The sequence below is a fragment of the Arthrobacter sp. Y3223065 genome, assembly GCF_059090885.1.
Window position 1 is genome coordinate 93928 of the sequence record NZ_JBNHGC010000004.1, and the last position, 24889, is coordinate 118816.

General features: G+C 68.9%; 24 protein-coding genes. 10 read left to right on the plus strand and 14 right to left on the minus strand.

Annotated features, from left to right (window positions below):
- The first annotated feature begins 164 nt into the window (after positions 1-164).
- On the plus strand, positions 165-1760 hold the full coding sequence (locus tag AC5RUK_RS12225; protein ID WP_494152331.1) for an ATP-binding protein: 1596 nt from the start codon (positions 165-167) through the stop codon (positions 1758-1760).
- Positions 1757-2599: a response regulator gene (locus tag AC5RUK_RS12230; protein WP_494152332.1), complete on the plus strand. Its 843-nt coding sequence runs from the start codon at positions 1757-1759 to the stop codon at positions 2597-2599. Before AC5RUK_RS12225 ends, AC5RUK_RS12230 begins: the two co-directional genes overlap by 4 nt.
- Here AC5RUK_RS12230 and AC5RUK_RS12235 read toward each other — a convergent pair.
- From AC5RUK_RS12235 to AC5RUK_RS12265, 7 genes are read right to left on the minus strand one after another with little or no spacing between them, the layout of a single operon-like run.
- Complete coding sequence (locus AC5RUK_RS12235; RefSeq protein ID WP_494152333.1) at positions 2589-3413, minus strand: HpcH/HpaI aldolase/citrate lyase family protein; 825 nt, start codon at positions 3411-3413, stop codon at positions 2589-2591. The genes AC5RUK_RS12230 and AC5RUK_RS12235 overlap by 11 nt on opposite strands.
- Positions 3410-4000, minus strand: coding sequence for a MaoC family dehydratase (locus AC5RUK_RS12240; RefSeq protein ID WP_493988141.1), 591 nt, complete (start codon positions 3998-4000; stop codon positions 3410-3412). The genes AC5RUK_RS12235 and AC5RUK_RS12240 overlap by 4 nt, the downstream gene beginning before the upstream one ends.
- Positions 3997-4650, minus strand: a complete 654-nt coding sequence (locus AC5RUK_RS12245) for a CoA transferase subunit B (protein ID WP_493988140.1) — start codon at positions 4648-4650, stop codon at positions 3997-3999. Before AC5RUK_RS12245 ends, AC5RUK_RS12240 begins: the two co-directional genes overlap by 4 nt.
- Positions 4651-4661: 11 nt before the next feature.
- Positions 4662-5441 (minus strand): CoA transferase subunit A, encoded by a 780-nt coding sequence (locus AC5RUK_RS12250; RefSeq protein ID WP_494107943.1) that lies wholly within the window; start codon positions 5439-5441, stop codon positions 4662-4664.
- Between the two features lie 27 nt (positions 5442-5468).
- Positions 5469-6632 (minus strand): acyl-CoA dehydrogenase family protein, encoded by a 1164-nt coding sequence (locus AC5RUK_RS12255; protein ID WP_494152334.1) that lies wholly within the window; start codon positions 6630-6632, stop codon positions 5469-5471.
- Between the two features lie 2 nt (positions 6633-6634).
- Positions 6635-8704 carry an acetyl/propionyl/methylcrotonyl-CoA carboxylase subunit alpha gene (locus tag AC5RUK_RS12260; protein ID WP_494152335.1) on the minus strand — a complete coding sequence of 690 codons (2070 nt, stop codon included), beginning with the start codon at positions 8702-8704 and terminating at the stop codon, positions 6635-6637.
- Positions 8701-10305, minus strand: a complete 1605-nt coding sequence (locus AC5RUK_RS12265) for a carboxyl transferase domain-containing protein (protein WP_493988136.1) — start codon at positions 10303-10305, stop codon at positions 8701-8703. The genes AC5RUK_RS12260 and AC5RUK_RS12265 overlap by 4 nt, the downstream gene beginning before the upstream one ends.
- 170 nt (positions 10306-10475) lie before the next feature.
- Between AC5RUK_RS12265 and AC5RUK_RS12270 the strand changes: the two genes are divergently transcribed.
- Together AC5RUK_RS12270 and AC5RUK_RS12275 are read left to right on the plus strand one after the other, a co-directional pair.
- Positions 10476-11093 carry an SACE_7040 family transcriptional regulator gene (locus AC5RUK_RS12270; RefSeq protein ID WP_493988135.1) on the plus strand — a complete coding sequence of 206 codons (618 nt, stop codon included), beginning with the start codon at positions 10476-10478 and terminating at the stop codon, positions 11091-11093.
- 35 nt (positions 11094-11128) lie between these two features.
- Positions 11129-11596: a GNAT family N-acetyltransferase gene (locus AC5RUK_RS12275; protein WP_494107947.1), complete on the plus strand. Its 468-nt coding sequence runs from the start codon at positions 11129-11131 to the stop codon at positions 11594-11596.
- Between the two features lie 18 nt (positions 11597-11614).
- Here AC5RUK_RS12275 and AC5RUK_RS12280 read toward each other — a convergent pair whose 3' ends face one another.
- Genes AC5RUK_RS12280 through pdhA form a run of 3 tightly spaced genes read right to left on the minus strand, consistent with a single transcriptional unit; the run spans position 11615 to position 15181 of the window.
- A complete protein-coding gene (locus AC5RUK_RS12280) occupies positions 11615-13048 on the minus strand; it encodes a dihydrolipoamide acetyltransferase family protein (RefSeq protein ID WP_494152336.1) in 1434 nt (477 codons plus the stop codon).
- A gap of 4 nt (positions 13049-13052) precedes the next feature.
- A complete protein-coding gene (locus tag AC5RUK_RS12285; protein WP_493988132.1) occupies positions 13053-14060 on the minus strand; it encodes an alpha-ketoacid dehydrogenase subunit beta in 1008 nt (335 codons plus the stop codon).
- Positions 14060-15181, minus strand: a complete 1122-nt coding sequence (pdhA, locus tag AC5RUK_RS12290; protein WP_494107950.1) for a pyruvate dehydrogenase (acetyl-transferring) E1 component subunit alpha — start codon at positions 15179-15181, stop codon at positions 14060-14062. Before pdhA ends, AC5RUK_RS12285 begins: the two co-directional genes overlap by 1 nt.
- A 192-nt stretch (positions 15182-15373) precedes the next feature.
- Between pdhA and AC5RUK_RS12295 the strand changes: the two genes are divergently transcribed.
- Together AC5RUK_RS12295 and ald are read left to right on the plus strand one after the other, a co-directional pair.
- The gene (locus AC5RUK_RS12295) at positions 15374-15850 is read left to right on the plus strand and encodes an Lrp/AsnC family transcriptional regulator (RefSeq protein WP_493988130.1); all 477 of its coding nucleotides are present in this window, start codon (positions 15374-15376) and stop codon (positions 15848-15850) included.
- 93 nt (positions 15851-15943) lie between these two features.
- Positions 15944-17032, plus strand: a complete 1089-nt coding sequence (gene ald / locus AC5RUK_RS12300; RefSeq protein WP_494107951.1) for an alanine dehydrogenase — start codon at positions 15944-15946, stop codon at positions 17030-17032.
- 101 nt (positions 17033-17133) lie between these two features.
- Here the strand turns inward: ald and AC5RUK_RS12305 are convergent, their stop codons facing one another.
- Positions 17134-18759 (minus strand): monocarboxylic acid transporter, encoded by a 1626-nt coding sequence (locus AC5RUK_RS12305; RefSeq protein ID WP_494107952.1) that lies wholly within the window; start codon positions 18757-18759, stop codon positions 17134-17136.
- Positions 18756-19124 carry a DUF485 domain-containing protein gene (locus AC5RUK_RS12310; protein ID WP_493988127.1) on the minus strand — a complete coding sequence of 123 codons (369 nt, stop codon included), beginning with the start codon at positions 19122-19124 and terminating at the stop codon, positions 18756-18758. The genes AC5RUK_RS12305 and AC5RUK_RS12310 overlap by 4 nt, the downstream gene beginning before the upstream one ends.
- A gap of 181 nt (positions 19125-19305) precedes the next feature.
- On the opposite strand from AC5RUK_RS12310, the gene AC5RUK_RS12315 reads away from it, so the two are divergent.
- The 4 genes from AC5RUK_RS12315 to AC5RUK_RS12330 are packed head-to-tail and all read left to right on the plus strand — an operon-like array spanning position 19306 to position 23272.
- Entirely contained in the window at positions 19306-20523 is a 1218-nt protein-coding gene (locus AC5RUK_RS12315; protein WP_494152337.1) for a sensor histidine kinase, read from the plus strand.
- Positions 20524-20571: 48 nt separating this feature from the next.
- Complete coding sequence (locus AC5RUK_RS12320; protein WP_494107955.1) at positions 20572-21294, plus strand: LytR/AlgR family response regulator transcription factor; 723 nt, start codon at positions 20572-20574, stop codon at positions 21292-21294.
- A complete protein-coding gene (locus AC5RUK_RS12325; RefSeq protein WP_494107956.1) occupies positions 21291-21770 on the plus strand; it encodes a DUF485 domain-containing protein in 480 nt (159 codons plus the stop codon). Before AC5RUK_RS12320 ends, AC5RUK_RS12325 begins: the two co-directional genes overlap by 4 nt.
- Positions 21767-23272, plus strand: coding sequence for a sodium/solute symporter (locus tag AC5RUK_RS12330; RefSeq protein WP_493988123.1), 1506 nt, complete (start codon positions 21767-21769; stop codon positions 23270-23272). The genes AC5RUK_RS12325 and AC5RUK_RS12330 overlap by 4 nt, the downstream gene beginning before the upstream one ends.
- 15 nt (positions 23273-23287) lie before the next feature.
- Here AC5RUK_RS12330 and AC5RUK_RS12335 read toward each other — a convergent pair whose 3' ends face one another.
- Entirely contained in the window at positions 23288-23878 is a 591-nt protein-coding gene (locus AC5RUK_RS12335; RefSeq protein ID WP_493988122.1) for a DivIVA domain-containing protein, read from the minus strand.
- Positions 23879-23978: 100 nt separating this feature from the next.
- Positions 23979-24881, minus strand: coding sequence for a phosphatidate cytidylyltransferase (locus AC5RUK_RS12340; RefSeq protein ID WP_494152338.1), 903 nt, complete (start codon positions 24879-24881; stop codon positions 23979-23981).
- Positions 24882-24889 lie beyond the last annotated feature (8 nt).

Consider the following 24889-nt stretch of genomic DNA (forward strand, 5'->3'; position numbering starts at 1 on the left):
GCATCACCATGCCGTGCGCCCCAGCGTAGGGACCCGTTCGGCGCGCGGGAAGAATGCGGTCATTGTGGCCGTATTGGTCATTGTGGTCACAGCCATGCCCCGCGCCGGGGCGCAGCCCACAGCATCAGAAAGTGGGGCAGCTCACAGCATGCGAAAATGGTGGTGTGTTCCAATCCCTGTCTCTGCGGACCCAGCTGTTTGTGCTGCAGCTGTCCATCCTGCTCGCCGTCGTCCTGGTGGCCGGCTCGGTCGCCATTTCGATGCAGGAGCAGCAGATCCGCGATGCCTACGAGGGACGGATGATCGGCGTGGCACGCTCGGTGGCTCAACTGCCGTCCATCGTGGAGGCCTTCGACGACGAAGACCCCAGCAAGACCATCCAGCCGATCGCCGAGCTCATAGCGCAGTCCACGGGCGTGACGTACGTGGTGGTCACGGACGACCGCGGGATCCGCTACTCCCACCCCAACGAGGCGCTGATCGGACAGATGGTTTCCACCGACCCATCGATCCCCTTGTCCGGCGAGACGTTCGTTGGCAGGCAGACCGGCACGCTGGGCGAGTCGTGGCGGGTGAAGGTGCCCGTCTATGACCGGTCGGGAAGCACAGTGATCGGCACCGCGTCTGTCGGCACGTTGGAATCCACGCTGCGCGACGACCTCAACGACGACCTGCCCGTTCTGCTGGCCTGGCTCATCGCGGCGGCACTGGTCGGTTCGGCCGGTGCCATCTACATCTCGCGGCTGGTCTGGCGGCGGATCTACCAGCTCGAGCCGGAGGAGATCGCCGCCCTGCTCGAAACCCGCGACGCCATGCTTCACGGCATCGGCGAAGGCGTGGTCGCCGTGGACGACCGCGGGCGCATCGCGTTGCTCAACGATGAGGCCAAACGCCTCCTGGAGGTCTCCGACGCCGCCTTGGGCCAGGCAGCCGGCAAGATCCTGGACCCGGCGCTGGCGGCCATGCTGGCGGCCACCGGCGGCGCCGACGAAACGGTCCTCGCCGGCGAACGCGTGCTGCTGGCCCGGGCCAACGCGGCCACCGTCGACTCGCGCCGCGTGGGCAGCATCCTCATCCTGCGCGACCGCACCGAACTGCACCAGCTGCTGCAGGATCTGGACGGCGCCCGCGATGTCACCCAGGCGCTGCGGGCCCAGGCACACGAATTCTCCAACAAGATGCATGTGATCTCCGGCCTGCTGGAACTGGGCCGCGCGCAACAGGCAGTGGACTTCATTTCGCGTGCCGGCCACGGCGGTTCGGTGGTGGCGGGCGAACTGGCCCCGGGCATCACCGACCCGGACGCGGCCAGCCTGCTGATGGCCAAGACCACGATCTGCGACGAAAAGGGCATCAGGTTGCTTATCGACCCGGCGTCCAAGCTCGCCCCGGACGGCACGACGGACCCGGTCACCGTGCTCGGGAACCTGATCGACAACGCCATCGAAGCCGTGGGGGCGCAGGGAACCATCACGGTCGCCATCACCAGCGGCCCGGACGGTTGCACCATCACGGTCGCCGACGACGGTCCCGGCGTCCCGCCGGAGGAATACCAGCGCATCTTCGAGCCCGGCGTCTCCGGCAAGGAGGCCGCGCTGCCGGGCAGCCGCGGTTTCGGCCTCGCGCTGGTCAGCCGCGTGGCGGCGCGGCGCGGCGGCAGCGCCCGGGTGGCGGCCTCGGCATCCGGCGGCGCCGAGTTCACGGTAAAGTTCTCGCCGACCCCGCCGAACGCCCGACCGCAAGGAGTTCCGGTTCCATGAGCCTGATCCGCACCGTCGTCATCGACGACGACAAAGAGGTCGCGGGGGTGCACACCGGCTTCCTGCTGGCCCACGGTGCCTTCGATGCCGTGGGCACCGCGTACACGGGAGCCGAGGGGCTGGCCATGGTCGCGGAGCTTCGCCCCGAGCTGGTGCTGCTGGACATTCACCTGCCGGACATGAGCGGCATCGAAGTACTGCGCGCGGTCCGGAACCTTCCCGGGGAACCCGTTGACGTTATCGCGATTACCGCGGCACGCGAACTGGACACGGTGCGGGCCGCGATGGCCGGCGGGGTGCTCCACTACCTGGTCAAGCCGTTCAACGCGCGGGTTCTGATGGAGCGGCTGGACGCGTATGTGGAGCACCGCCGGCAGATCAGCGGCGACGACTCCGCCGTGCTAGACCAGGACGGCATCGACCGGCTGCTCGCGCCGCAGCTAGATGCCGGCAGGGAGCCCGCCCGGGCGGATGCGGACAGCACCGCCGAAGGGCCGGCGGCCCGCCGTGCCTCCGGCCAACCGACGCTGCGGGCGCGCGCTGCTGCGCCGGGAAGGGACGCCGGCCGCGCCGTTTCCGCCGCCACGCTGCCCGGCCCGGTGGCTGCGGTTCCGCTGCCCAAGGGCTTGTCCCTGCCCACCCTGGAGGCCGTTATCGCCGACCTTAACGCGGCCGGCGCGGCCTCCTCTGCGTCCGAGGTCGCCGGGCGGCTGGGATTGGCCCGGGTCAGCGCACGGCGCTATCTGGAGTACCTGGTGTCGCGCGGCGAGGCCCGGATCACCCCGCGGTACGGGGCGGCCGGCCGGCCGGAGAAGTTCTACGTCCCGCTCACCCGTTAGGACTAGACTGCCGGGCCCGCCGCAGGATCTGCTCCGCGTGCTTGAGGACCGGTCCGTCGACCATTTGGCCCCGGAACCGGAAGGCGCCGGATTCGTTGGCGGCGGCGGCCAGCAGCGCGGCCGCATGGTCGGTTTCCTCCTCGCCCGGGCGGTAGGCGGCCCGCACCACGTCGGCCTGGCTGGGGTGGATGATGGCCTTGGCTGCGAAACCCGAGGCGACCGCATCCTCGGCCTCGGCCGCGAGCCCGCCGAGGTCCGGTATGTCGATGTAGACCGAGTCGATGGCGGCCTTGCCGTAGGCGCCGGCGGCAAGCAGGACCTTCGAACGCGCCTGCCGGGCGACGTCCCGGTAGGTTCCGGACGCGAACCGGCTGGAACTGCCGCCCAGTGAGGCGACCAGGTCCTCCGCTCCCCACATCAGCGCGGTGACGTTCGCGCAGCGTGCCAGTTCCGCGGCGTGCAGCACGCCGAGGGCCGTCTCGCACAGGGCCACCACCGAGTACTCCCCCAGCCCGCCGACCGCCGCCGCGTCCTCCGCCTTGGCCAGCATGACGGTGCGGTAGCCGGACCGGCGGACGGCGTCCAGGTCCGGGCCGTGGTCGGCGGTGCCGGCCGCGTTGACCCGGACGATGGTCCGTTCGGGGTCCAGCGGGGTGTCGATGATGGCGGCGCGCGCCGCCGCGCGGTCCGCCGGGGCGACCGCGTCCTCCAGGTCCAGGATCACCGCGTCGGCGCGTTCGGCCGCCTTGCCGTACCGGTCGGGCCGGTCCGCCGGACAAAACAGGATGGCCGGTCCCATGCCGAAGCCGGTCATCGGACGCCCCCGGGCCGGCCGTCCCACAGTTCGGCGTCGCCGGTTTCCGAGCCTGCGATGGCGGCCGCGTGGCCGTCCTTGGTCCACATCAGGCAACTGCGCGTGACGGTGGCGACCACATCCCCGTGCTGGTTCCGGCCGGTGTGGTGCATGGTCACCACGCCGGTTCCGGGCCGGGACCTGGAGAGCCGCTTGTCGGTGACCACCGTCTCCGTATACAGGGTGTCCCCGTGATAGAGCGGGTGCGGGAAGGTCACGTCCGTCATGCCCAGTTGAGCCACAATCGTGGACTGGGTGAGTTGGCCGACGGACTGGCCCACCACCGTGGCGAGGGTGAACATGGAATTCATCAGCCGCTGGCCGAACGGCTGCCCTGCTGCCCACGCCGCGTCCAGGTGCAGGGCCTGGTTGTTCATGGTGGCAGTGGTGAAGAAGACGTTGTCCGCCTCGGTGACCGTCCGGCCCGGCCGGTGCGCGTAGATGACGTCCGCTTCGATCTCCTCGAAGTAGAGCCCGCGCTGGATGATCACTTTCTGCGCCCCCGCGGCTTCGGAGGGCGTCGCCGCTGCCCCGGCGTCGGTGTTCACCGGGCACCCGCCTGGTACTGGTCGATCCGGAGCTCGGCTCCGGTGGCGGCCACGACGTCCTGCACGTCGACGCCCGGGGCCGTCTCGCGCAGCACCAGTCCTTGCTCCGCGACGTCGATGACCGCCAGGTCGGTGATGATGGTGTCCACGCAGCCCCTGCCGGTGAGCGGCAGCGTGCATTCGGTGAGGATCTTGGGGTTCCCGCCGCGGTCCACGTGCTCCATCATGACGATCAGCCGTTTGGCACCGAAGACCAGGTCCATGGCACCGCCCATGCCCTTGACCATCTTGCCCGGGATCATCCAATTGGCCAGGTCTCCGGTCCGGGACACCTGCATGGCGCCGAGAACGGCCACGTCGACGTGCCCGCCGCGGACCATGCCGAAGGAAGCGGAGGAGTCGAAGATCGCCGCTCCGCGGTTGAGCGTCACGGTCTCTTTGCCCGCGTTGATCAAGTCCGGGTCGATGTTGTCCTCGGTCGGATACGGGCCGACGCCGAGGATCCCGTTTTCGGAATGCAGGATGACCTCCACGCCGTCGGGAATGTAGTTGGGAATCAGGGTGGGCATGCCGATCCCCAGGTTCACGTACTGCCCGTTTTCCAATTCCCGGGCCACCCGTGCGGCCAGTTCGTTGCGCGTCAGCGCCATGGCGTGCTCCTTTACTTCCCGGTCGCGCCGGTGTCTTGGCCGGCCAGGCGCACCGTGCGTTTTTCGATGCGCTTTTCCACCTCCGGTGCCACCACCACCCGCTGGACGAAGATGCCGGGGGTGTGGATCTGCTGGGGGTCCAGTTCGCCCGGTTCCACGAGTTCTTCGACTTCGGCGATTGTGATCTTGCCGGCCATGGCACACAGCGGATTGAAGTTCATGGCGGTCACGTGGAACACCAGGTTGCCCAGCCGGTCGCCCTTCCAGGCGTGCACCAGGCCGAAGTCGGGCCGCAGGGACTCCTCCAGCACGTAGTCGGCCCCGCCGAAGCTGCGGACTTCCTTCGGTTCCGATGCCTTGGCGACCGCGCCGTCGGCGTCGTATTTGCGCGGCAGCCCGCCCTCGCTGACCTGGGTGCCGACACCGGCGGCCGTGTAGAACGCGGGAATCCCGGCGCCGCCGGCCCGCAGCTTCTCCGCCAGCGTCCCCTGCGGGGTCAGCTCCACTTCCAGCTCGCCGGCCAGGAACTGCCGGGCGAATTCCTTGTTCTCGCCCACATAGGAGCTGATGGTGCGCCGGATCCGCCCGTCGGCCAGCAGCACGCCCAGCCCCCAGTCGTCCACGCCGCAGTTGTTGCTGATGGTCTCCAGGTCGGTGGTGCCGGCGTCGTGCAGGGCCTGGATCAGCGCCACCGGAATGCCGCACAGGCCAAAGCCGCCCACGGCCAGCGAGGCGCCGTCCGGAATATCCGCCACGGCCTCCGCGGCGGAAGCCATTACCTTGTTGATCACTGCGTCCTCCTTTGCCTGTGCGCTACGTCAAAGCCCCAGTTCGCGGGCGATGAGCATCAGCTGCACTTCGGTGGTCCCTTCGCCGACCTCCAGGATCTTCGAGTCGCGGTAGTGGCGCGCCACCCGGAATTCGTTGATGAAGCCGAAGCCGCCGAAAATCTGCGTGGCATCGCGGGCGTTGTCCATGGCGGCTTCGCCTGCCACCATCTTGGCAATCGCCGACTGCGTTTTGAAGTGCCGGCCGGCGATCATCCTGGCCGCGGCGTCGTAATACGCCAGCCGCGCCGTGTGCGCGCGGGCCTGCATCCGGGCGATCTTGAACTGGATGGCCTGGAAGGAGCCGATGTTGGTGCCGAAGGCCTGGCGCTCCTTCGCGTAGCGCACCGCCTCGTCCACGCAGCCCTGCGCGACGCCCGTGGCCAGCGCGGCGATGGCGATCCGGCCCTCGTCCAGGATTTGCAGGAAGTTGGCATAGCCCCTGCCGCGGGCGCCCAGCAGGTTTTCCTCCGGGACGCGGACGTTGTCCAGGGTGAGCGGATGCGTGTCGGACGCGTTCCAGCCCACCTTGTTGTACGCCTTCTCGGCGGTGAAGCCCGGGGTGTCCGTGGGAACCAGGATGGTGGAAATTTCCTTCTTCACCGAGCCGTCTTCGCGCTCGGAGGTGCCGGTGACCGCGGTGACGGTGACCAGCCGGGAGATCTCGGTGCCGGAGTTGGTGATGAACTCCTTGTGCCCGTTGACCACCCATTGCCCGTCCACGAGCTCGGCCCGGGTCTTCGTGCCGCCGGCGTCCGAGCCCGCTTCGGGTTCGGTCAGGCCGAAGCCGGCGAGCGCCTCGCCGCTGGCCAGCATGGGCAGCCACTGCTGCTTCTGGTCCTCGCTGCCGAAGCGGTAAATGGGCATCGCCCCCAGCGAGACCCCGGCCTCCAGGGTGATCGCCACCGATTGGTCCACCGCCCCGAGTTGTTCCAGCGCCAGGGCGAGCGCGAAGTAGTCGCCGCCCATGCCGCCGTATTCCTCGGGGAACGGGAGGCCGAACAGGCCCATCTCGCCCATCTGTTCCACCACTTTGTACGGGAAGCTGTGCTCCTCGTCGTGCCTGGCGGACACCGGGGCGACCACCTCCCGGGCAAATTCCCGCACGGTCTCCACCAGGTCCTGGTAGTCCTCGCTCAGTGAGAAGTCAGGCATGGTCATGCCCCTTTCTGTTCAGGTTCTTCGGGGACAGGATCCGCTGCCCGCACGACGGCGACGATCTGGCCGGCCTTGACCAGGTCGCCGGGTTTAAGGTTGATGCTGGCTTCGCCGTCGATCCCGGCGCTCAACTGGTGTTCCATCTTCATCGCTTCCACCGTCAGCAGCGGCTGGCCGGCCACCACCCGGTCGCCGTTGGCCACCGCGACTGACGTCACCGTCCCCGGCATCGGCGAGCGCACTTCGGGTGATGCCTCGCCCCCGGACTGGCGAACCCCTGCCAGGGCGTCGGCGAGCCTGCGCTCCCGGCCGCGGACGGTCACCCGGGCCGACCAGCCGGCGTCGCCGAGCCAAATCGTGCCGTCCTCGCCGAACGCGTGGCGCAGCGGCCGGCGGACTCCGTCGACCTCCGCCGCCTGCCCGGCCCGGTCCAGCACGACGGCGTAGCTGCCGCCGCCGGCCGTCACCAGGGCACCGGAGGGCGGGCCGGCCGCGTCCCCCGTCCAGGCCACGGTCATGTCACGGTGTTCTCCGCCGCCGAGGTCGAAGCTGACGGTGCCCGGGCGCGGCCCGCTCAACCGCCAGCCCTCGCTCCGCCAGGCGGACCCCGGCCGGCCTGCCGCGCCCGTCCGGATCCGCGCGTCCCGTTGCCGGAGCAGCCAGTCCACGGCGGCCACGGACAGTTCGGCGTCACCGGGCCGGCGGAACTGCTGGTGTTCGATCTTCCGGTCGATCAACGTGGTGTCGAGCCGCCCGGCCCGCACGTCGTCGTCGGCCAGCAGGCTGCGCAGGTGCTCGATGTTGGTGTGGACGCCCAGCACCATGGTGTCGGCCAGCGCACCGTCCAGCCGCGCCAGGGCCTGCTGCCGGTCCTCGCCCCAGGCGATCACCTTGGACAGCAACGGGTCGTAGTCGGAGGGGATGACCAGGCCCGGCAGCAGCGAACTGTCCACCCGGATGCCCTCCCCGGCGGCTTCGGCCAATTCCAGCACCGTGCCGGCCGAGGGCAGGAACTGCTGCGAGGGATCTTCCGCGTAGACGCGGGCCTCCACCGCATGCCCGGTGAGCACGACGTCGGACTGCGCCAGCGTGAGTACCTCACCCGCCGCGATGCGCACCTGCCACTCCACCAGGTCCAGGCCGGTCACCAGTTCGGTGACCGGATGTTCCACCTGCAGCCGGGTGTTCATCTCCATGAAGAAGAACTCGTCGGGCGCGTCGTCGGAGACCAGGAACTCCACGGTTCCGGCCCCGGTGTAGTCCACCGAGCGCGCCGCGTTGCAGGCCGCCTCGCCGATCCTGGCGCGGGTCGCCGCGTCAAGGAGCGACGACGGCGCCTCCTCGATGACTTTCTGGTGCCGGCGCTGCAACGAGCACTCGCGCTCCCCCAGGTGGATGGCGTTGCCGTGCCGGTCGCACAGCACCTGCACTTCGATGTGCCGCGGCCGGGCGATCAGCCGCTCCAGGAAGAGCGTGTCGTCGCCGAAGGCGGAGGCGGCCACCCGGCGTCCGGCGGCGAGCGCCGCGCGCAGTTCCTCGGGCCGCTGCACGGCCATCATCCCCTTGCCGCCGCCGCCGGCCGACGGCTTGATCAGCAGCGGGTAGCCGACCTCTTCGGCGGCCCGGACCAGCCCGTCGTCGTCCAGCCCCGGTTCCGCGATCCCGGGGACCACCGGGACCGAATGCGATGCCACGTGGTTCTTGGAGCGGATCTTGTCCCCCATGATCCCGATCGCCCCCACGTTGGGCCCGATGAACACGATGCCGGCCGCCTCCAGCGCCTGGGCAAACGCCACGTTCTCGCTGAGGAAGCCATAGCCGGGGTGGACGGCCTCGGCGCCCGTGGCCTTGCAGGCTTCGATCACGGAGTCGATGCGCAGGTAGCTCTCGGCCGCGGGCGCGGGACCGATCCGCACCGCGACGTCGGCCTCGCGCACGTGGCGGGCCCCGGCGTCGGCATCCGAATAGACGGCCGCGGCGCGGATGCCCATGGCGCGCAGCGTGCGGATGACCCGGCAGGCGATTTCGCCGCGGTTGGCAACCAGGACGGTTTCGAACACGCTGATCACATCCTGAACAGGCCGAAAGAGGTATCGGGCAAGGGACTGTTGGCGCAGACGTCGAGGGCGAGGCCGAGCACGGTGCGGGTCTGCGCCGGGTCGATGATCCCGTCGTCCCAGAGCCGCGCGGTGGAATAATACGGGTTGCCCTGGGCTTCGTACTGCTCCCGGATGGGGGCCTTGAACGCTTCCTCGGCCTCGGGGCTCCACTCCTCCCCGCGGGCTTCCAACTGGTCCCGTTTGACGGTGGCCAGGACCGAGGAAGCCTGGTTGCCGCCCATCACGGAGATGCGCGCGGCCGGCCACATCCAGAGGAAGCGCGGCGAGTAGGCGCGTCCGCACATCGAATAGTTGCCGGCACCGAAGGACCCGCCGATCACCACGGTCAGCTTCGGCACCCGGGCGGTGGCGACGGCGGTCACCATCTTCGCCCCGTGCTTGGCGATGCCGCCGGCCTCGTAGTCGCGGCCCACCATGAAGCCGGAGAGGTTCTGCAGGAAAACCAGCGGGATGCCGCGCTGGTCGCAAAGTTCGATGAAGTGCGCGCCCTTGAGGGCGGATTCGGAAAAGAGCACGCCGTTGTTCGCCACAATGCCCACCTGATGCCCGTGGAGCCGGGCGAAGCCGGTGACCAGCGTGGTGCCGTACTCCCGCTTGAACTCGTGGAAGCGGCTGCCGTCCGCCAGCCGGGCGATGACCTCGCGGACGTCGTAGCCGGCGTTGACGTCCACCGGGACGGCTCCGTAGATTTCCTGCGGGTCGGCCGCCGGCTCCTCGACCGGCGCCGTCTCCCAGGCCGGCGTCCGGCACGGGAGCGTGGCGACGATGTCGCGGACAATTTCTAGCGCGTGCACATCGTTCTCGGCCAGGTGGTCGGTCACCCCCGAGGTCCGTGCATGCAGCTCGCCGCCGCCCAGTTCCTCCGCGGTGACAACTTCGCCGATGGCCGCCTTCACCAACGGCGGCCCGCCCAGGAAGATGGTGCCCTGGTCGCGCACGATCACGGTCTCGTCGCTCATGGCCGGAACGTAGGCGCCGCCGGCCGTGCAGGAACCGAGCACCGCGGCGATCTGCGGGATTTTCGCCGCCGACATCCGCGCCTGGTTGTAGAAGATGCGGCCGAAGTGCTCGCGGTCCGGGAACACGTCGTCCTGCTTGGGCAGGAACGCGCCGCCGGAGTCCACCAGGTAGATGCACGGCAGGTTGTTCTCCAGCGCCACCTCCTGGGCGCGCAGGTGCTTCTTGACCGTCATCGGGTAGTAGGTCCCGCCCTTGACGGTCGCATCGTTGCAGACCACCAGCACGTGGCGGCCGTGCACCAGGCCGATGCCGGCGATCATCCCCGCCCCCGGCGAATCGCCGTCGTACATTCCCTCGGCGGCCAGCGGCGCGATCTCCAGGAACGGGCTGCCTTCGTCCAGCAGGGTGTCGACCCTGTCCCGGGGCAACAGCTTGCCCCGCTCCAGGTGGCGCCGGCGCGAGCTCTCCGGCCCGCCCGCCGCCACCGAGGCCAGGCGGCCGTGCAGCTCGTCGGCCAGCCGGCGCTGCGCCGCGTCGTTGGTCCGGAAGCTGTCACTGGTAGTGTCCACCCGGGAAGCCAGTGTCTCCATCGACACCTTCCTGGCCGAAGCCGTCGCGCGTCCCCACCCGCCGCCCACTGCCTGGGAGCAACTGGCCTGCAGGACGCATTTTGGTTAGTCTGTACTAACTGAAATCAGGCTAGTGGCCGCTAACTGTCTTGTCCAGCACTTATTCAGCATCTGCGCGAGGGAACCGATCCATGTCAGCACCGCATGCCGCCGCCGCGACGCGCCAGACCGGCCGCAGCCTGGCCAAGGCGACCCGCAGGGCCGCACTGCTGGACGCCGCCGCCCGCCTCTTTGCTGAGCGCGGCTTCAACGGCGTTTCCATTGAAGACCTCGGCTCGGCGGCCGGCGTCAGCGGCCCGGCCGTCTACCGGCACTTCGAGAGCAAGCATGCGGTGCTGGCGGCGCTGCTCACGGGCGTCAGCCAGGACCTGCTCGACGGCGGCCAGGACGTGGCGGCCGGCACGCAGGACGCCGAGGAGGCGCTCCGCGGATTGGTCGCCTTCCACGTGGACTTCGCCCTGAAGCATCCCGACGTCATCCGCGTCCACGACAGGGACCTGGACAGCCTGCCCGCCGAGGACTCGGCGATGGTCCGGACGCTGCAGCGCACCTACGTGGAGGTGTGGGTTTCCGTGCTGGCGCGGCTGCTGCCCGAGGCCGATGCTGCGCAGTTGCGGGTCCGCGCGCACGCCGTCTTCGGACTGATCAACTCCACGCCGCATTCGACCCACCGGAGCAGGCAGCCGCGGGAAGCCTGGCGCCGCAACCTGCTGGAACAAATGGCTTGGGCCGCGTTGAAAGCCGAGTAGGGTGTATCAGACACCAACTAGCCGAAAGGTCTGCTGTGATTGAGCTTCGTCCTGTAGAACCTGCCGACCTCGACGAGTTCTTCGAGTACCAGCAGGATCCCGACGCCAACCATATGGCGGCATTCGCCGCCCGGAATCCGTCTGACCGCGGCGTGTTCGATCTTCACTGGCAGAGCCTGCTCGACGACGAGACCATCACCGTGCGCACCGTCACCGTCGACGGCGAGGTGGTGGGCAGCGTACTGGCCTACCCGAACGAGGGGTACCCGGAACTGAGCTACTGGACCGCGAAGTCGCAGTGGGGCAAGGGCGTCACCACCGCGGCCGTCGAGGCCTTCTTGCGGGAATTCACCGCGCGTCCCATCCGCGCGCGGGTGGTCAAGGACAACCTTGGCTCGGTCAAGGTCCTGCACAAGCTCGGCTTCCGGACCGTCGGTGAGGCCCAGGGCTTCGCCAACGCCCGCGGCGCCGTGGTCACCGAGGAGATCCTCGAACTGGCCTGAGGCGCCTCCCCGCCGGCATCACACCATGGCCAGCACCATGGCCGGGTCCGACAAGATGGTGCCGATGTCGGCGAGGAAGCGTCCCGCCTGCTCTCCGTCCACCACGCGGTGATCGAAGGACAGGCTGAGCGTCACCACATCGCGCAGCGCCACGTCCCCCCGGTATTCCCACGGCTGCCGCCGCACCGCGCCGAGGGCCAGGATGGCCGACTCCCCAGGGTTCAGGATCGGCGTTCCGGCGTCGATGCCGAACACCCCGATGTTGGTGATGGAGATGGTTCCCCCGCGCAGTTCGGACGGGGCGGTCCGGCCGGCGCGTGCCGTCTCGGCCAGCTCCCCCAGGGCCTCGGCCAGCCGGCGCAGGTCCATCCGGTGCGCGTCCTTGATGTTCGGCACCGTCAGTCCGCGCGGGGTCGCCGCGGCGATGCCCAGATTCACGTAGTTCTGCTGCACGATCTCGCCGGCGTCCCCGTCCCAACGGGAGTTCAGCTCGGGGCGGCGCTCCAGCGCCAGGCACAGCGCTTTGGCGGTGATGGTCAGGGGCGTGAGTTTCAGCCCGGCGAACGCCTTGCCCGCCTTGAGCCGCCGGATCAGTTCCATGCTCTCCGTGGCGTCGACGGTGAGGAACGACGACGCATGCGGGGCGGTGAAAGCACTGGCCACCATGGCGGCGGCGGTGTGCTTCCGGACGCCCTTGACCGGGATCCTAGTCTCTGCCCCGGCGGCGCCACCGAGCCAGCCGCCGGCCGTTCCGGGCACGGCACCCCGGGCCGCCACGGCCGGGGCCGCTGCCGCTGCCTCGTGGAAGGCCCGGACGTCGTCGCGGGTGATCAGGCCCCGTTCGCCGGTCCCGGCCACCTGTGCCAGATCGACGCCGAGGTCCTTGGCCAGCTTCCGGACCGGCGGGGTGGTGCGCGGCCGCTCCAGGATCTTCCCGGACGGTTCGGCCGGGCCCTCGTCGGGCGCGCCGGCCGGCCAGCCGGCGGCGTGAACCTCCGCGGTTCCGGCGCGCTCCGCGTCCGCTGCGCGTTGCGCCAGGGTCGCCGGGGATGCGGCCGGCACCGCCGTGGCGGCCGCCGCCCCGCCGGTCTTGCGCCGGCGCCGGGCCGGCCGTCCGTTCCCTTCGGCCGCCGCGCCGTACCCCACCAGGTTCGCCTCGCGGCGCGGCTCCGGCGGTTTTGCGGCCGCCTTCACGCCGTCCTCTCCCGCGTCTTCCACCTCGATGGAGACGATTGGCTCGCCCACGCTGACGGTGGTGCCGGGAACTTCATGCAAGGTGCGGACCACCCCGGAGAACGGCGAGGGCAGCTCGACCACGGCCTTGGCAGTTTCCACCTCGCCCAGGATCTGGTTGAGCTGGACCGCATCACCCTCGGCCACGTTCCAGCTGACGATTTCCGACTCGGTGAGCCCCTCGCCCAGGTCCGGCAATTTGAATACCTTGATCCCCACGGATTCAGTCCTCCAGTCCGGTCAGCGAGTTGGGCCTGCCGAGCACCCGGTCCACACCGTCCAGGATGCGGTCCAGGTCCGGCAGGTGATGCCGCTCCAACTTGGCCGGAGGGTACGGGATGTCCATCCCGGTAATCCGCACGGGAGCGTGTTCCAGATGATAGAAGCAGCGTTCGGTCAGGCTGGCCGCGATCTCCGCGCCGAGCCCGCCGGTCCGGGCCGCCTCGTGCGTGATCACCAGGCGGCCGGTTTTGCGCACCGATGCCTCCACGGTGGGAAAGTCCAGCGGCGACAGCGAGCGCAGGTCAATGACTTCCACCGACACGCCGTCGTCCTCGGCGGCCTGGGCCGCTTCCCGCGCCGTCTGGACCAGCGCACCGTAGGTCACCAGGGTCACATCGGACCCGGGCACCTCCACCCGGGCGCTGCCCATCGGCAGCGCGGACTCCAGCGCATTCTCGTCCACCTCGCCCTTGGTGTGGTAGCGCCGTTTGGGTTCGAAGTAGACCACCGGATCGTCGGCGGCGATGGCCTGCTGGATCATCGTGCAGGCGTCCTGCGGGTTGGACACTGCCACCACCCGCAAGCCGGAGGTATGGGTGAAATACGCCTCCGGCGATTCGGAGTGGTGTTCGGCCGCGCCGATGCCGCCGCCGAAGGGAACCCGAATGGTCAGCGGCATCTTTACCCGGCCGCGGGTGCGGTAGTGCAGCTTGGCCACCTGGCTGACGATCTGGTCGAACGCCGGGTAGATGAAGCCGTCGAACTGGATTTCGCAGACCGGCCGGTAGCCCCGGTAGGCCATGCCGACGGCGGTGCCCAGGATCGCTGACTCGGCCAGCGGGGCGTCGATCACCCGGTGGGCGCCGAAGTCTTTTTGCAGTTCGTCGGTAATGCGGAACACCCCGCCCAACGCTCCGATATCCTCGCCGATGATCACCACCCTGGGGTCGTTTTCCAGGGCCTTGCGCAGCCCGGTGTTGATGGCGCGTCCAAACGTCATGGTGGTCATCAGCGGCCTCCCTCGGCAGCGTCGAACGAATCAAGATAGCGCTCGTAGTGCGCGCGCTGTTCTGCCAGCACGGGGTGCGGCGCCGCGTAGACGTTCTCGAACAGTTCCAAGTCGGCAGGTTCGGCCATCGTCGTGCAACCGGCGCGCATCTCGGCTGCTGCCTGGTCGGCCGCGTCGCGGACCCGCTTTTGCAGCCCCTCGTCCAACAGGCCCTCGGCGGCCAGGAGGGCGGCCAGCCGGTCGATCGGATCCCGGCTCTTCCAGTCCTCCAGCTCGTTGGCATCGCGATAGCGGGTGGGATCGTCTGCGGTCGTATGCGGTCCCATTCGGTAGGTGACCGCTTCAATGAAGGACGGGCCGCCGCCGCTGCGCGCATGCTCCAACGCCCTGCGGGTCACGGCCAGGCAGGCCAGAACATCGTTGCCGTCCACCCGGTAACTGGGAATGCCGAATCCGGGTGCGCGCTCGGACAGTTTGCCTTGCGCCTGCAGGGTCACCGGTTCGGAGATCGCCCATTGGTTGTTCTGGCAGAAGAAGATCACCGGTGCCTGGAAGCTGGCGGCAAACACCATGGCCTCGTTCACGTCGCCCTGGCTGGTGGCGCCGTCGCCGAAATACGTCACCGCCACGGCATCGTCGCCGTCGAACTTCACCGCCATGGCGTAGCCGGTGGCGTGCAGCGTTTGTGCCCCGATGATGACCTGCGGGGTGGCCATGTTGATTTCGTAGGGGTCCCAACCGGAGGGCCTGTTGCCGCGCCAGACGCGGATCATGTCGGTCAGGTCCACGCCGCGGCAGTACGCGACGCCGTTTTCCCGGTAGCTGGAAAAGACGAAGTCGTCCTTGCGCAGGGCGCGGCCGGAACCGATCTGGGCCGCCTCCTGCCCCAGCAGCGGCGGCCACAAGGCGAGCTCTCCCTGCCGCTGCAAAGCGGTGGCTTCCTGGTCCAGGCGGCGGACCACCACCATGTCCTGGTAGAGACCGGCGAGACGGGCGCCGTCGATATCCTCCAGCCAGGGGTCGAACTCCCCGTTGGGGGCCCGCGTTCCGTCCGGCGCGAGCAGTTGGATGTAGCTTTCCTGGTTGAGCGGACCGGCCGGGTCCGTGCCTGGTAAGGACACTTGCGACACTCCCTTTGCGTCTTCAGGGCCGGGAAGGTCTTGTGGACCTCTCGGCGCCGGACAGCCCCGCCTGCACCTTTGCCCGCGGTTGATTGTGACACTACTCACATCCCGCAAGTAGCGCAATGATCCGGAAAAAAGTTGAGCAGAATGCCCTGTCGGGGCGGTGTAGGACGTGCTAGTCTGCGCACTATGCGGAATTTGGACGGCACCGACCTGCGGTTGCTGGGAGCCCTGGCGCAGGATCCGCGGCGGACCGTGGTGGCCCTGGCGCAGATTTTGGGCCTGTCGCGCAACACGGTGCAGGCGCGCATGGCCCGCCTGGAAAAGGACCACGTGTTCCTCTCCTTTGACCGGCGGATCAATCCTGCCGCCGTGGGCTATCCGCTGGCGGCCTTCATCCACATCCACGTGCACCAGCCGAAACTGCAACAAATCACCGACGAGTTGGCCCGCATCCCGGAGGTACTCGAAGCCATTGGCATCACCGGCCAGGCGGACATCCTGGCCCGCGTCGTCGCCGAGGGCGCCGAGGACCTGTTCCGCGTCAACGGCAAGATCCTGGCGATCGACGGCGTGGAGCGGACCGACACGTCGCTGGCCATGCACGAACTGATCCCGTTCCGGATCGAACCGCTGCTCTCCCGCGGGGTCCGGGCAGCCGGCTAGCTGTAAGCTCGGGTGCATCGGGCAGGCCCCGTACCGCTGGCCGGGTTTGGGGACCGGAACCCCGGCCGCGTCCGACCAGAAGGGACGGCGTCCATGCGCATTGGAGTGCCACGCGAGGTCAAGAACAACGAGTCCCGGGTGGCCATCACGCCGCCCGGCGTCCATGAATTGAGCGCCGCCGGCCATCAGGTACTGGTGGAGGCCGGCGCCGGCCTCGGCTCCTCCATCACCGACGACGATTACTCGGCGGCCGGCGCGAGGATCATGGATTCGGCCGACGCCGTCTGGGAGCAAGCGGAGCTGGTCCTGAAGGTGAAAGAACCGGTGGCAGAGGAATACCACCGGCTGCGCAGCGACCTGACGCTCTTCACTTACCTGCACCTGGCCGCCGACGCCACCCTCACCCAGGAACTGTGCTCCCGCGGCACCACGGCGATCGCCTATGAAACCGTGCAACTGCCGGACAGGTCGCTGCCCTTGCTGGCCCCGATGTCCGAAGTCGCCGGCCGGCTCGCCGCCCAGGTTGGCGCGTACTCCCTGATGCAGCCGCTGGGCGGGCGCGGCGTCCTGATGGGCGGCGTCCCCGGCACCCGGCACGCCGACGTCGTCGTGATCGGCGCGGGAGTGGCAGGGGCCAACGCGGTGTCCATGGCGGTGGGCATGCGGGCCAACGTCACCGTGCTGGACACCGACGTGCGCCGACTGCAGCGGCTCGACGACCAATATCAGGGCCGGGTGGCCACGTTGGCCAGCAACGCGCTGGAACTGCGCCAGGCGGTCCTGGCGGCAGACCTGGTGATCGGGGCGGTGCTGATTCCCGGTGCCAGGGCGCCGAAACTGGTCACGAATGAGATGGTCAGCCGGATGCGGCCGGGGGCCGTCCTGGTGGACATCTCCATTGACCAGGGCGGCTGCTTCGAAGATTCCCGGCCGACCACCCACGCCGACCCCACGTTCAAGGTCCACGACACGGTGTTCTACTGTGTGGCCAATATGCCCGGAGCGGTGCCGCGCACCTCGACCTACGCGCTGACCAACGCCACGCTCCCCTACGCCAAACTCATTGCCGGCGAGGGGTTCGATGCCGCGGCCAAACGACGGCCGGAACTGTTGCCCGGGCTCAGCACCCGGGACGGGAAGATCGTTTCCGAACCCGTGCGCCTGGCTCACGCCGCCCGCTGATCCCCGCGCGCAGCATGGCTGCGGGCCCGGCATCCATCCGCCGGGCCCGCAGTGTTATCTGTGGCGGCGCGTTGCGGCAGGCGCGCACCGCCGTCGTCGCGTCAGTGGTCCGTCGCCTTCTCCGCGCCGACGCCGGTGAGCGAGCGGACCTCCATTTCGGCCTGCTTGGACGCGTCCTCGCGGTTCTTGTCCAGCACGGTACCCAGCCAGCCCAGGAAGAACGCCAGCGGGATGGAGACGATGCCCGGGTTGTTCAGTCCGAAGATGGCGAAGTCCGCGCTGGGGATCATCGACGTCTCCTTTCCGGAGACCACCGGCGAGAACACGATCAGGACGATGGCCGCGCCGAGGCCGCCGTACATGCTCCACACGGCCCCCTGGGTGGTGAAGCGCTTCCAGAACAGGGAGTAGACAATGGTGGGCAGGTTGGCCGAGGCGGCCACCGCGAAGGCCAGCGCCACCAGGAAGGCCACGTTCTGGCCCTGCGCGCCGATGCCACCGAGGATGGAGACGACGCCGATGACCACCACGGTGCGCCGGGCTACTTTGACCTCGCCGGCGGAGTCGACCTGCCCCTTGCGCACCACGTTGGCGTAGATATCGTGGGCGAAGGAGGCGGCAGCGGTGATGGTCAGGCCGGCCACCACGGCCAGGATGGTGGCGAATGCCACCGCGGAGATCAGTCCGAGCAGCACCGGGCCGCCCAGCGCGAAGGCCAGCAGCGGCGCGGCGGAGTTGACCCCGCCCGGAGCGCTCTTGATGGCTTCCGGACCAATCAGCGCCGCGGCGCCGTAGCCCAGCACGAGGGTGAACAGGTAGAACGCGCCGATCAGCCAGATGGCCCAGACGACGGACCGGCGGGCCTCCTTGGCCGTGGGCACGGTGTAAAAGCGCATCAGCACGTGCGGCAGGGCCGCGGTGCCCAGCACCAAGGCCAGCGCCAGCGAGATGAAGTCCAGCTTGGACGCCTCCGAGACGCCGTACTGCAGGCCCGGGTTGAGCAGCTCGGGGTTGCCGGCGGTTTCCACCGCGGCGCCCAGCAGCTCGGAAAGGTTAAAGCCGTGCAGTGCCAGCACCCACACGGTCATGATGAACGCACCGGCGATCAGCAGGCAGGCCTTGATGATCTGGACCCAGGTGGTGCCCTTCATGCCGCCGACGAGGACGTAGAGGATCATCAGTGCGCCGACGACGGTGATCACCAGGGACTGTCCCAGCCTGGAGTCAATGCCGATCAGCAGCGAGACCAGGGCGCCGGCTCCGGCCATCTGCGCCAGCAGGTAGAAGAAGCACACGGCCAGCGTGGTGATGGCCGCGGCGATCCGCACCGGGCGCTGCCGCAGCCGGAAGGACAGTACATCGGCCATGGTGAACTTGCCGGTGTTGCGCAGCAGCTCGGCCACCAGCAGCAGGGCCACCAGCCAGGCCACCAGGAAGCCGATCGAGTACAGGAAGCCGTCGTAGCCGTTGATCGCGATCGCGCCGCAGATGCCCAGGAAGGATGCCGCCGAGAGGTAGTCGCCGGCAATGGCGGTGCCGTTCTGGCCGCCGCTGAAGGACCGGCCCGCCGCGTAGTAGTCGGCCGCGGTCTTGTTGTTCCGGCTGGCCCGCAGCACCACCACCAGCGTCACGCCGACGAACAGCGCGAAGATCAGGATGTTGACCCAGGTTGAATCCTTGATGTCGTCCGCCGTGACGGCCAGCGGAATGTTCACGGCGTGGCTCATTTGGTGTCCTCCGGTAGGCCGACGCCCTCGTTTTCGAGGCTGTGGCGGATGTCAGTGGCGATCGGGTCCAGCTTCTTGTTCGCGTAGCGGACGTACCAGGTGGTGATGGCGAAGGTGCTCACGAATTGCAGCAGGCCCAGGACCAGGCCGACGTTGATGTTGCCCCAGAGCTTGGTGGACATGAAGTCGTGCGCATAGTCGGCCAGGAGCACGTAGGCGAAGTACCACAGCAGGAACGCCGCGGCCATCGGGAAAACGAACGAGCGGTGGCGTTTGCGCAGTTCGGTGAATTCCGGACTGCCTTGGACCTCCCGGAAGTCCACGGCCGCGGCCGCGCCGGCGTCCGGATGTGGGTTGTTGCCCATCTTTTCCTCCTCTTCGGGCACACGCTTCGGTGTGTGACTGCGATCACTCTGCTAGGTGGCGCTCCCGGTGGCCAGCAGCCCGGCGGCGCGCATCGCCCAACGGTCCACCGGCTGCGGTGAACGGCGCTCCCCTGCGCCGAGCTGCAATCGGCCGGGTGGCCCTGCGGCTAGGCTTGAGGGCATGCTCAGCCCGGCCGTGGACATCGCGCTCATCGCCGCCCTGGCCGTGGTGGTGGTGGCGGTGATCGCGCTGGTGGGCTTTAAACTGACCCGTTCCTACCGGGACCTGGGCTCCGAGGCCGACCGCGCAACCTACGCCACGCTGCACACCGCGGGGCTCGCCGGCCAGTACCTGCGCTCCGGGCTGACGCCGGCCGGCGCGGGCAAGGCGAGCAAGCACCTGCGCGGCCTGTTGGGCTCCGAGGTGTTGGTGTTGACCGGGCTGGACGATGTGCTCGGCTGGGACGGATCCGGCCAGCCGCCGGAGTCTGCCCTGCGCCTGGCCGGCAAGACCATCGGATCGGGCCGCACCCAGGTCTTCCGCGGCAACCAATTGCTGCCGGACGGGCTGGTCCCGCAGGTGGCCGCCGCCCGGGACGGCGGCCTGACGGAAGCGGTCTTCGCCCCGATCCGGGTCCAGGACCGGGTGGTCGGCACCGTCGGCGCCTACACCGGACACGTAGCGGCTTCGCTCGTGCGGGCCACCAACGAGGTCGCGGCCTGGGTGGCCACGCAGATCGAACTGGCCGAGCTGGACACCTCGCGGACGTTGCTGATGGAAGCCGAAGTGCGGGCGCTTCGGGCACAGATCAGCCCGCACTTCATTTACAACGCCTTGAACGCCATCGCCTCCTACATCCTCACCGACCCGGTGCGGGCACGGGAACTGGTGATCGAGTTCGCCGACTTCACCCGCTACTCCTTCCGGCGGCACGGAGACTTCACCACCCTGGCGGAGGAACTGAAGTCGATCGACCGCTACCTGCTGCTGGAGCGTGCCCGGTTCGGCGACCGGCTCAAGGTCAGCCTGCAGATCGGCCCTGAAGTCCTCAGCACTGTCATCCCGTTCCTCTCCCTGCAGCCGTTGGTGGAGAACGCGGTGCGCCACGGGCTGGAAGCCAAGGAAGGCCCGGGGCAGATCACCATCACCGCCCAGGACGCCGGTGCCTACGCCGTGGTGACCATTGAAGACGACGGCGTGGGCATGGATCCGGAGCGGCTGCGCACCGTCCTGGCCGGCCGCACCGAAGGCGATCATGTGGGATTGCGCAATGTGGACGTGAGGCTGCGGCAGGTCTACGGCGAAGAACACGGCCTGGTGGTGGACACGGCGCCCGGTGCCGGCACGCTGGTCACGCTGCGGGTGCCCAAGTTCCAGCCCGGCAACCGCGTGGACTAAAGTGGCCGGCGCGGAGCTTCATCCCGGGTACCGAATAGACTGTGGGCCATGGTCAATGTGGTTGTCGCCGATGACGAAGCCCCCGCCGTCGAGGCCCTGGCGTACCTGCTCGCCCGGGATTCCCGGATTGGGGAGGTCCACAAAGCCACCAGCGGCGCCGAAGCCCTGCGTGCCTTGGAACGCCACGACGTGGACGCGCTCTTCCTGGACATCCACATGCCGGCTTTGACCGGGCTGGACATCGCCAAGGTCATTTCCCGTTTCAGCCGCCCGCCCGCGGTCGTCTTCGTCACCGCCGATGAAGACAAGGCACTGCAGGCCTTCGAGCTGGCCGCCGTGGACTACCTGCTCAAGCCGGTACGGGCAGACCGGTTGGCGGAATCGGTGCGCCGGATTTGCGAACTGATGGAAGACGGCGGTGCGGCCAAGCCGGAAGTCGTCACCGTTGACCAGGGCGGCATTACCAAGATGATCCGGCGCGACGAGATTCAGTACGTGCAGGCCCAGGGCGATTACGCCCGGCTGCACACGGCCGACGCGAGCTACCTGATCCGGGTGCCGCTCAATGACTTGGAGCGCCAGTGGGCGGACGCCGGCTACCTCCGGATCCACCGTTCCTACCTTGTGGCGATGGACCAGGTCCAGCAGATGCGGACCAGCGCCGGCAAGGCCAGCCTCCTGGTCGGCGGCGCCGAACTGCCCGTCAGCCGGCGCCATCTGCCCGGCGTCCGCGACAGGCTGGAGGCCACGCGGGTGAGGCCGCGCGGATGAGCAGTGGTCCGGGCCGCCGCGAGGTTCCCCGCTTTTCCGAGGACGGCGCACCGCTTCCCGACGGCGATGCGCAGGTTCCGTCGGCCGGCTTCCGGGAGCGGGTCCGCGTCACCGCGCCGCGTTCGGCTGCGCCCCGGCCATCGGGGGGCTACACCTTCTCACGCGAAGTCGCCGAGCAGTCCGAGGTCGGCGAACTCTTCGTCCGGTCCCTGGTCCGCTCCCAGTTGCGCCTGGCCCTCGTGGTGGCGGCCGGCTTCGGGCTGATCCTGCTGGGCATGGCAGTACTGATCGCGCTGGTACCGGTCACGGGCACGCTGACCGTTTTCACCGTCCCGCTCCCCTGGCTGCTGCTGGGCATCGGGATCTACCCGATCATCCTGGCGTGCGCCGCGCTGTACAACCGCGCGGCGGCCCGCAACGAGCGCCGCTTCCGCGAGTTGACGGCCGACTGGATTGATCCGGGGACGAAGCAGTGAACGCGGCCGCCGGGCTGGCGGCGGTGGCCGCCGTCTGTACCGCCACCGTACTGATCGGAATTTACGGGCTGCGGATTTCCCGCACCACCGGTGATTTCTACGTGGCCTCGCGGACGGTCAAGCCGTGGTGGAATGCCTCGGCCATCGGCGGCGAATACCTCTCCGCCGCAAGCTTCCTGGGCGTGGCAGGGCTGATCCTGATCTCGGGCATCGACGCGCTCTGGTTTCCCGTCGGCTATACCGCCGGCTATCTGATGCTGCTGCTGTTCGTGGCGGCCCCGCTGCGCCGCTCCGGCGCCTACACGATTCCCGACTTCGCCGCGGCCCGGCTCGATTCCGCCGCCGCCCGCCGCGTCACCAGCCTGTTGGTGATAGCGGTCGGCTGGCTGTACATTGTCCCGCAGCTGCACGGGGCCGCCCTGACCGTTCGCATCGCCACGGGCTTGCCGGGCTGGGCGGGCGCCCTCACCGTCGTCGTCGTGGTGGTGCTGTCCGTGGTCACCGGCGGCATGCGCTCCATCACCTTTGTGCAGGCCTTCCAGTACTGGCTCAAGCTCACGGCCCTGGCCATCCCGGTGGTGTTCATCCTGCTGGTCCTCGCCGGGTCGGGCCAATCTGCCACCGGCGGCGGCGCGGCCTTCGACCCGTCGCTGGACGTCGTCGGCGATGCATCGCTGTACCGAAATATCTCGCTGATCATCGCCCTGCTTTTCGGAACCCTGGGGCTGCCGCACGTGCTGGTCCGTTTCTACACCAATCCCGACGGTGCCGCCGCCCGCCGCACCACACAGCTGGTGCTGGGGCTGCTGGCGTTGTTCTACCTCTTCCCCACCCTCTACGGCGTCCTCGGGAGGCTGCACACGCCGCGGCTGGCCGACGGCGGCCAGTCCGACGCCACGGTGCTGCTGCTGCCGGGGCGGATTGTGGAGGGTTTGGCCGGCGACCTCCTGAGCGCGTGCGTGGTGGCCGGCGCCTTCGCCGCGTTCCTCTCCACCACCTCCGGGTTGGTGGTTTCCCTGGCCGGCGTGGTCAGCCAGGACCTCTTCCGCGGCAGCGTCAGGGGCTTCCGGGTGGCCGCGGTGCTGTCGGCCATCGTGCCGCTGGGCATCGCCCTGGGAACCGAATCGCTGGCCTTGGCCGGCAGTGTGGGCACGGTCTTCGCGTTCACCGCCTCGACCATTTGCCCGCTCTTGCTGCTGGGCATTTGGTGGCGCGGGCTCACCGATGCCGGCGCCATTGCCGGGATGGTGTCGGGGGCCGTGCTCTGCGGCGGTTCGCTGCTGGCGGCTGCTGTGGCGGGCCCGAAGCTGGGCGCCTGGGCCGAGCCGCTGGGACAGCCGGCGGCGTGGACCGTTCCGGCGGCGTTCCTGGTGACCGTGGCCGTGTCCCGGGCTACCGCTTCGCGCAGGCCGGCCACCACTGCCCGGGTCATGGCACGGCTGCACACCCCGGAGCGCGCGGACACGCTGGATTCGGCCGGCTGGTCCGGTCACGCTGACTGAACGAGGTCCAGCCCGTCAGTCGATCGCGGCCATCAACTCGACGACGCGGTCCAGGAACGCGTCCACCTGGTTTTCTTCGTAGCCGTCTTTGCCCTTGGCTTCACGGAACACGGCCCTGCGGACCACGTCGACGCTCATCGGCTGGTCGTGCTCAAAATATCCCAGCAGCTCCACGCACAGCGCGTCGACATCCTCGACGTTGTAGCTGACGGCGTTCCGCTTCGTCGGCCGGCGGAAGCGTTCGCCCGGGGCGCGGTGGAGGCGGGCACGCAGCATCGCCGACACGCGGCCGATCTGCGTCAGCCAGGCTTGTTCGCCGTCGCGCCTGATCAGCGCGTCGCGCTCCCGCTGGGCGAAAACATCCTCCAGCCGGTCCAGCGCGGCGTCGACGGCCCGCGGGTCGTAGCCGCCCTTGGCCGGATCGAACGTCATGGCGCGGACATCGCGGCTGGTGATGGGAGCGTCGCCGGGCTCGGGGTTGTTGTAATACTCCCGGGCCCGGCCCAGGAAGTCGTCCACCTGGCGTGCGTTGTAGCCGAAGTTCCGCCGGTCCACGTGGTCGAACGGGGCACTGCCCTTGCCGGCATCAATGGTTCGTCGCGCCATGGTGTCCTGTGGTTCCTGTTCCTTCAATACGTTCCGCTTGTCTACGCTGCCAGTCTATGCGGGCCGTCGCACGTCACCGCGTCAAACACGGCCCGCGCGCCTACACTGCCCCGGGTGCCAGCAGCGATGCGAACACGTAAGCCACCGGTGCTGCAAACACGATGGAATCCAGCCGGTCCATCACGCCGCCGTGGCCCGGCAGGAAGTTGCTCATGTCCTTGATGCCAAGTTCCCTCTTGACCATCGATTCGGCCAGGTCGCCCACGGTGGATGCGGCCACGGTGGCCACGGCCAGGACGAGCCCGAACCACCACTGCAGGTCCAGCAACAGCACCGAACACAGGACGCCGACCAGAATGGCTCCGCCGACCGAACCGGCGAACCCTTCCCACGACTTTTTGGGGCTGATCTTCGGCGCCATCGGGTGCTTCCCGAACAGCACCCCGATGAGGTAGCCGAAGGTGTCGTTGGAGACCACGAGCAGCAGCATGGTGGCAACCTTCAGGGCACCGGACTCCTCCAGCAGCAACAGCAGCGAGAAGCTGATGAAAAAGGGGACCCAGCAGAGGATGAAGGTGCCGCTGAGCACACTGCCGACCGCGCCGTCGGTGCTGTCCAGGCACTTCCAGACCATCAGGGCGACGCAGGAGACCACCAGGGCGAAGGCCAGCCCTTCCGGCCCGCCGTAGTATGCGGCCACGGGCATGGCGATGGCACCCGCGAACAGCGGCGGCAGCGGCACCTTGATGTTCTTGACCGTCAGGGCTCGGGAAACCTCCCACACGCCGACGGCAGAGAATCCGGCCACCAGCAGCACGAAGGCATCCGGCAGGAGGAAAAGCCCCACCAGGACAACAATGAGCAGCGCGAGTCCGACGACGATGGCTGCCGGCAGATTGCGCCCGGCACGGGACGGCTTGGCGGCGGCACGCAACGCCCGCCGTCCGGGTTCGGCCGGCCGTTGTCCCGGACCAGCCGCCGGAGCCGGCGTATCGCCAGCCATGGGTTGAG